This window comes from Streptomyces sp. NPDC059917, from assembly GCF_042730635.1.
GTDB lineage: Bacteria > Actinomycetota > Actinomycetes > Streptomycetales > Streptomycetaceae > Streptomyces.
In genome coordinates, this window is the sequence record NZ_JBHWLC010000064.1 from 40,211 (window position 1) to 47,876 (window position 7,666).

Genomic DNA, 7,666 nt, shown 5'->3' on the forward strand with positions numbered 1-7,666 from the left:
GTTCGTTCTCGCCGATTCCGGCGGGTTGGGTGGTCACCAGCTCGTATTCGAGCGCGGGTTGCGCCGGTTCGGGTGTCGCGTACAGCATCAGCAACGTGTCCGCCGCGACCTACGCCTCCGTGTGCTCCTTCTCCCCGATCCCCGCGGGGTGGGTCGTCACCGGCTCGTACCAGAACTCCGGATGTGTCGGCAGCGGCATGTCGTACAACATCCGCAAGGCCTGACCGGACGCCGTGCGCCGGGGCCCCGGACCGCTGTCCGGTCCGGGGCCGAGTCCGGGGTCAGGCCGCCTTGGCGAACACGAGGACCTCGGTGGAGGCGAAGCCCATGCGGGCCGGGAAGCTGGCCTCCAAGGCGCAGTCGAGGGTCGCGAAGAGGTCCACGCACGCCCGGCGGGGCATCGCGGCCGGGTAGGAGTCGTGTCCCGCACCCCCCTGCGCCGCCCAGGCGCGCATCGTGGCCGGGTCCAGGCAGGTCTCCGTCATGACGTCGAAGACGATCCGGCCGCCGGGGCGCGTGACGCGCGCCATCTCGAGGAAGTAGCGCGAGGCGCTGAGGAAGGTCACGGTGTTGAAGACCTTGTGGGCCTGGACGAGATCGACGCTCCCGTCGGGCGTCGGGGCGAGGCTGCACTCCGCCGTCGGCCGGGCGATCACCTCGAACGTGTCCACGAGGTAACCGGCCCAGGGCGCCGCCGTCTCGTAGATCTCGTACCGATCCGGAGAGCACTCCTGGAGCGTCTTCTCCAGGTACCGGCCGGACCCCGGACCGATCTCCAGCACCGTCCTGGGGTCGGCGGCGAAGACGCCGAGCGCGCGCAACTCGTCGATGGTGGCCTGGGTCGCGCCGGGAGTGCCGTTCATGACCTCGTCGATGTAGTCACCGACCGACAGACCGGCCGACCGCGCGGCCCGGACGGTCGCCTCGAACGGCAGGAAGTCATCGACCCCGCCCCGGCTGTTGGTGCTGCGCACGATGTCGAACCCGGTGCGCCCCAGGAGCCGTTTGAGGCCCGACTTCAGTGCTGCCGTCGCCATTTCCGCTGCCCTCATTCGGCATGACCTCCGGGGTCGACCCCGGATCCGAGCATTGCCCGACCATCATCACCGACGCCTTCCGCCCATGGGGGTGAATCCGGCATTCCGGAGAAAGAAGTGACCAGGGGCCGACCTCGGTCGGCCCCGGGTCACTTCCACCGGTGCTACGTCGGCGACGGCGCGACCGGCTCGGTGATCGGCGCGCCGTCCACGTCGGTCATGAAGTCCCGGTGGACGGGCTCGCGGTCCGTCGGCCCGGGCAGGCTCGGGCACGCGATGCCGTCGCCGTCCCGGTCGAGCCCGTTCGGGTCGAGCGCGTCCGCCCGCAGCACCGCTTGCGCGTCGGCCTGGACCTCGAAGGCGTCGCAGTCGACCACATGCCCTTTGTGCAGGTAGGGAGCGACGTCGAAGGCGCGCTCCGGAGCCCGGTCGTCGGCGCACGCGGTGAGCGTGATCGCCGTGATCGCGCCGACCACCGCGAGGGCGGTGCGACGACCCGGTCGGAGCCGGTGGACCCGGCCCTTGCCGTGCGTACGTGGCTGCTCCGTCATGGTCCTAGGCCGTTCCGGTCCGGAAGACCGCGACGTTCGCTCCGGCCGGATCGACCGCGTACACCTTCCCCGTGGTGTTGTTCGCGGCCACCGCCCCGAACCTGCGGGGCGCGCCGAGCGGCGCCTGCGTCAGCAGCGTGCCGCCGTTGGCCACGCCGAGGCCGCCGGGGCCGTAGGTGCTGTCCTGCACGATGAAGAGCCTGTTGAAGTCCTTCAGCAGCGCGACCCTGTGCACCGGGTTCCCCGCGGCGTCCGACGCCGCGCAGACCAGTACTTGCCCCGTGACCGTCTTCTCGACGATGCGCTGGATGCGGCCACCGACACCGGCGCAGTGCGCCCCGGTGCCCGGAGCGAAGACGTAGACCGCCCCTGCCGCCGCGTTGTAGACCACGGTGTGGGGGATGTAGGTGGCACCCGCGAGGTCGTCGATCGTCGTGTAGGTGCCGTCGCCGGGGTTGATGACGATCGTGGTCGCGACGGCGGTGTTCGAGTTCGCGACGCACTTCCTGGCCAGGAGGTAGACGCGGTTGCGGACAGGGTCGGCGGCGATGCTGCCGCGAACGGAGTTGAAGAAGATCGTGTCCCCGCCCGTGTTGCAGCCCGCCTTCGTCGCGAGCGGCGCCACGAGCCTGGCCTGGTGGGTCTGCGCCGAGATGACGTAGATGCCGACGCGCGCGGCATCGGAGGTGCCGGTTCCGACATTGGACTTCGCGAGGTACACCTCGTGGTGCACGGGGTCGAAGGCGAAGTCCACGCCGTAGGCCACGTTCCCCAGTCCCATGGCGGGCAGGGCGATCTTCGTCGCCGACGAGCCACCGGCGGCGATGTAGGCGACGGCCGAGCCGTTCCCGTTGCCGCCGGCGACGTAGACGTCGCCGTTCTCGGGGGAGACGGCCAGACCGGTGACGGTCGTTCCCGAGCCGTCGGCGTGGGTCACCTGATTCGCGTGGGCCGTGTCGATGATGGCGACGCCGCCCGTGCCCCCGACGTAGACCCGTCCCGTGCCCGGGTCCACCGCGATGCGGTTGGGCTTGGTCACGCCGGCGCCGGAGACGTCGATCGGAGCATCGATCACCGCGTCGGTCCTGCCGTCGATCACGGTCACGTTGTTGTCGTCGGTGGACACGACGTACACGCGATCGGCCTTCTCGTCGACGGTGACGTCGCTCGGGGTCCGGCCGACCTGGATCGCGTCCTTCACGCGCTCCGTCGGTGTGGAGGTGTCATTGAGCGCGAACGAGGACTTCGCGCCCCGACCGCACTTGTTCTCCTCGCCGACCACGACCATGTGGTAGACCGGATCGCCGGTGAGCAGCCCGTCCGCCTTGAGGTCGTCGGCCGTTCCGTAGCGTCCGTGCTTCGCGCAGAAGGACTCTTCCGCCGTGCGCAGGGCGGCCGCGTCCGCGGCGATCGCGCTCTTGTTCCCCTTGTCGCCGATGCCCCTGACGGAGAAGGCCACGATGGCGGCGAGGATGCCCAGGATCACGATGACCACGAGCAACTCGACGAGCGTGAAGCCGTCCTGGCGTCCGGCGCGCGGGCGCGGCAGTCGATGGTCCGGTGTCATGGCGGTCGGGGCTTCCTTCGATCGATGGGTCACGTCCGGCCCGAGCGCACGCGCGAGCCCCTGCCTCGTCGGCCGCGTCACGAGGTCCCCCGTCGCACGGGCTTGACGTCCTTGGGGCCCGGCAGGTCCGGGCAGGCGACGCCCTTCCTGCCTCCGTCGAGGTGGTTCGGGTCGGCCGGGGCGAAGCGCAGGACCGCCTGCGCGTCCGCCTGGCTGGCGAAGTCCGTGCAGTCGTAGGCGTCATTGTCGTGGCGCAGGAAGTAGCGGGCGTCGAAGGCCCGGTCCGGCTGAGGACAGCGCGCACTGCGGGTGTCGCCGGGACCGCACGGCGCGGTGCCGTTCACCGGTTTGACGTCGCGGGGCTCCGGCAGACCGCGGCAGGCGACGCCGCCCCCGTCGTCGAGGTGGTTCGGATCGCGGGGGTCCGCCCGCAGCACCGCCTGGGCGTCCGCCTGATGGGCGAAGTTGGCGCACTCGAAGGCGTCGCCGTGCGTGGCGTACTCCTTGGCGTCGAACGCCTTGTTGTTGGGGCAGAGCGAGGTGCGCGGGGTGCCCGGCGTGCACCATTCGTGTTCGGGCCGCTTGGCTTCCGCTGTCGTACCCCACCCCCCGCGCGCGAGCACCACGACGGCCAAGGCCACCGCGACCACCGCGAGAACCACCACACCCCGCCTGACCGCCCGTGAGCCGGACAGTCTGCTCAACAGTGCCATTCCACGCCTCTGCTCGTCGTGCCGCCAGCCGCTCCCGTGCGTGCTGCGGTGGGCCGACGGCAGGTGCCGCCGGCCCACCGCAGGCTGGATAGAGGCATTACATCCACAGCGAGCACAGTTGTCAACGATTGACTACTGGCCTCCCGGGTGCGCATCATTCGGCATGTGCGGCACAGCCATGCCGGAAAACCTCGCAGATGCCCAGGTGCGTCGACCATGTGCCTGATCCCGCCGGCGAGGCGCCCTGGGGCAGCAGCCGCCGACCGGATCTATGAGGAGTAGCGGATGCAACGACAGCCCAGGCGCACCTGGAGCGCCCAGAACCCCGGCCGCACGGCCCTGCGCCGGATGCGCAGCGCCCTGGCGGTGGGCGCCCTCACCACGGCACTGATCACCGCCGCGGCGCCGACCGTCTTCGCGACGACGGACGCGCAGGTCGGCGTCGCGAACAACATGTACCCGGCCCTGAAGGACATGCGGCCCACGATCCAGACGCTGGAGTCGTTCACGGCGTTCACGGCCAACCCGGCTTCGCAGACCGGCGGGTTCTGGAACAAGCCGGCGGCCGACACGACGACGATGCGCGGGATCACGTCCGGAAGCCTGCGCCAGCAGCTGAAGAGCGCCGGGCCCTACACCACGTGCAACCCGGCCTCGTCGAACAACTGCGTGGACGGGCCGTTGCACATCGACGCCTTCCTCTCGGCGGACGAGTCCAACGTGGACGCGGTCATCCCGACCGCGGACGGCGGCACGTGCACGGCGAGCGGCAGCGTCGAGTGCAACGGCGACTACACGTCCAAGTACCCGGTGGCGATCGGCCACTTGGCCATCTACAGCTGCAACGGCAGCTGGGCGGGCTCGGGCAAGGGCGACGACCCGTCCAACGCCGCCAGCCCCCCGCTGGCGGTCGGCGCGGACGCCAACGGCAGCGGCAACGGCAAGGCGCAGTCGCCGCGCTGCGACGCCACGCCGGTCAGCGGCGGCGCTCCCACCAACATCCCGGACCTGCTGACCTGGCTCGCGACCAGCGGCAAGCGGGTCGCGGTCGCCGACCCGGCCTCCGCCCCGTTCGGTGCGGCCTCCAAGCAGGCGCTGGTCCAGGCCGGATTCACGTGGACCGACAGCGGCGTGGGGCAGAACGTGTTCCGGGGGAGCGCGTGCGACAGCGCGGGCACGGCGTGCAAGGTGCGTCTGGAATCCGGCATCAGCCAGGTCCGCGGCGCGGTGACGGCGAACGCCGGGGGCAACACCCAGCTGGGTCTCGTCGCGAAGTCGAACGTCATGAACGTGAGTTGGTCGTCGAGCTCCCTGGGCGGCACCACGAGCAACGACCCCAACACGTGGACCGAGGTCAGTTCCGGCGCCTACTCCGGTTACGGGGACATCGCGCAGTACGGCGTCGCCCTGACCGGTGGCAACACCGGCGCGGCGGCCGCCTGGGGCGACCTGTTCAACAACAAGTGGGACATCAACAACAACATCCAGTCGATCCTCGCCTCCTACGGCTACTAGGCGATCCGGAGTACTGGGCAACGGACCGTCGGGCGGGCGCGAACCGCGCCCGCCGACGGTCCCGGCCCGCCGAGGTGCCCGTCCCGCGGCAGGCCGGGTATCGCACCGCGTACGCCGCGGAAGTCGCCGACCGCACACCAACGAGGTCGTCACCAGCTGACCACCGGCGCACCGCTTGCTCCCACGGGCAAGGTGCGGCCCCCCGCGGCAGTCGTCGACCGCGATACCGACTCTCGTTCACCAGGCCCTGAGGAGGGGCCTCACCCATGAGCAGAACACCACGCCGGCGCCTCACGCGCGGCCGGTCATACCGCGTTCCAGCACTCGTCTTCGCGGTGGCGACCGTCGTGATGACCGGCAGCCCGGCCTCGGCGGCCGGCGCCAACAGCACGGCCTTCGCCACGGCGGTCAACCTCAGCGACAACGGCCGCGGCAGCTCTGCCGTCGCGATCGGCGATCTCGACAACGACGGGACACCGGACCTCGTCACGGCGATCCGCACCGAGGGCCTGGGCGTCTTCCTCGGCACGGGCGGCGGCGGCTTCGGCGCCGTGACGAAGTACGCGGCGCCCCGCACCGCGTCGAGCCTCTTCCTCGGCTCGGCACTGATGCGCGACGTCAACGGCGACGGCAACCAGGACGTCGTCAGCCAGGACGCGCGCGGCAACGTCGCACTGGTCTGGCTCGGCGACGGCACCGGCGCCCTCGGTGCCGGAGCGGTGGTCCAGCTCAACCCGACGGCCGGGTGCGACACCACGGGAGACAACCCGTGCGTCGTGCGCTTCCCGACCGACGTCACCGTGGGCGACTTCGACGAGGACGGCACGCCGGACCTCGCGACGTCCAACACGACGACGAACAACCTCTCGGTCGTGCTCGGCAACGGCGACGGCACCTTCGGGGCCGCCACCCAGTCGGGGCTGAACGGCGCCACCGGCCCGCAGGGCATCGCGGCCGCCGACCTCGACGGCGACGGCCATCTGGACCTCACCACCTCGAACGCGAACGGCACGCTCTCCGTGCTGCTGGGCGACGGCGACGGCGGCTTCGCCGCGGCGTCGAGCGTCTCGGCCGGTGTGGCGCTGCCCTCCAAGCTCCAGCTCGCCGACGTCAACGCGGACGCGAAGCCGGACGCCGTCGTCGTCGCACCCGGCGCACCGGGGCAGATCGCCGTCCTGCTCGGAAACGGCGCGGGCGGGTACGGCACGGCGAACGTCCTCCCGGCGGGGACCAACCTCAGCTCCGTGTCGGTGTCCGACCTGAACGGCGACGGCCACGCCGACCTGGTCGTGTCCAGCGCCAACACGGCCGAGGTCCTGGTGCTCGAGGGCGACGGCGCGGGTGCCTTCGCCGCCCCGACCGCATTCGGGCTGGCCGGGGGTCTCAACCCGCAGGGCACGGCGACGGCCGATCTCGACGCCGACGGGCGCCCCGACGTGGTCACGGCCAACAGCAACAGCTCGGCGGCGTTCGTCAAGGACGCGTCGGTGCTCCTCAACACGACGAACCGGACGCCCGCGGCCGTGAACGAGTCGCTCGGCCACATCGGGGCGGACACCCCGCTCGTCGTCGGCGCTCCCGGTGTCCTCGCCAACGACATCGATCCCGACGGCAACACGCTGACGGCGTCCCTGGTGACCGGCCCGGCGCACGGCACCCTCACGCTCGACCCGGACGGCTCGTTCAGCTATCGACCCACCGGCGCCTACACCGGAAGCGACAGCTTCACGTACAAGGCGACGGACGGCACCGTCGACTCGAACACCGCGACGGTGACGATCAGCGTCACGGCCGGCTGCCACGGTCTCGCCGCCACGATCACCGGCAACGGGATCGTGAACGGCACGAGCGGCGCCGACGTCATCGTGACCGGCAACGGGAACGACGCCGTCAGCGGCAACGGCGGCAACGACACCATCTGCACGTTCGGCGGCAACGACGCCGTGTCCGGCGGCAGCGGCGACGACCACCTCGACGGCGGTGACGGCAACGACGCCCTCAGCGGCGGCAGCGGCGACGACGTCGTCCTGGGCGGGGCGGGCGACGACGCGCTCTCCGGCGGCTCCGGCAACGACACCGTGGTCGGCGGCGCGGGCAGCGACACCCTCTCCGGCGGTGGCGACACGGACGTCTGCGCCGGAGACGCCAACGGCGGGCCCGCGCTCGCGGGCACGGACGCGATCGCGTCCGGCGGCTCCTGCGAGACCGTTGTCGAGGTGCCGTAGCCGACGAGCCGCTTCCGGCGGCCGTCGGGAGACCCTGACGTGCACCACGGGCCCGGTG

General features: G+C 71.4%; 7 protein-coding genes. 3 read left to right on the forward strand and 4 right to left on the reverse strand.

The genetic code is table 11. From position 1 onward, the window contains the following. Positions 1-95: 95 nt before the first annotated feature. Positions 96-224: a hypothetical protein gene (locus tag ACFWAR_RS29835; protein ID WP_385783642.1), complete on the forward strand. Its 129-nt coding sequence runs from the start codon at positions 96-98 to the stop codon at positions 222-224. A gap of 57 nt (positions 225-281) precedes the next feature. On the opposite strand, the gene ACFWAR_RS29840 is transcribed toward ACFWAR_RS29835, so the two are convergent. From ACFWAR_RS29840 to ACFWAR_RS29855, 4 genes are all read right to left on the reverse strand, one after another. After that, the gene (locus tag ACFWAR_RS29840) at positions 282-1,037 is read right to left on the reverse strand and encodes a class I SAM-dependent methyltransferase (RefSeq protein ID WP_385783644.1); all 756 of its coding nucleotides are present in this window, start codon (positions 1,035-1,037) and stop codon (positions 282-284) included. A 164-nt stretch (positions 1,038-1,201) separates the two neighbouring features. After that, positions 1,202-1,588 carry a hypothetical protein gene (locus ACFWAR_RS29845; protein ID WP_385783647.1) on the reverse strand — a complete coding sequence of 129 codons (387 nt, stop codon included), beginning with the start codon at positions 1,586-1,588 and terminating at the stop codon, positions 1,202-1,204. 4 nt (positions 1,589-1,592) lie between these two features. Further along, positions 1,593-3,155, reverse strand: coding sequence for a prepilin-type N-terminal cleavage/methylation domain-containing protein (locus ACFWAR_RS29850; RefSeq protein ID WP_385783650.1), 1,563 nt, complete (start codon positions 3,153-3,155; stop codon positions 1,593-1,595). 77 nt (positions 3,156-3,232) lie between these two features. Further along, positions 3,233-3,859, reverse strand: a complete 627-nt coding sequence (locus ACFWAR_RS29855) for a hypothetical protein (protein ID WP_385783652.1) — start codon at positions 3,857-3,859, stop codon at positions 3,233-3,235. 294 nt (positions 3,860-4,153) lie between these two features. Between ACFWAR_RS29855 and ACFWAR_RS29860 the strand changes: the two genes are divergently transcribed. Next, positions 4,154-5,383, forward strand: a complete 1,230-nt coding sequence (locus tag ACFWAR_RS29860; RefSeq protein WP_385783655.1) for a hypothetical protein — start codon at positions 4,154-4,156, stop codon at positions 5,381-5,383. 266 nt (positions 5,384-5,649) lie between these two features. After that, the gene (locus ACFWAR_RS29865) at positions 5,650-7,608 is read left to right on the forward strand and encodes an FG-GAP-like repeat-containing protein (RefSeq protein WP_385783657.1); all 1,959 of its coding nucleotides are present in this window, start codon (positions 5,650-5,652) and stop codon (positions 7,606-7,608) included. Positions 7,609-7,666: the final 58 nt, after the last annotated feature.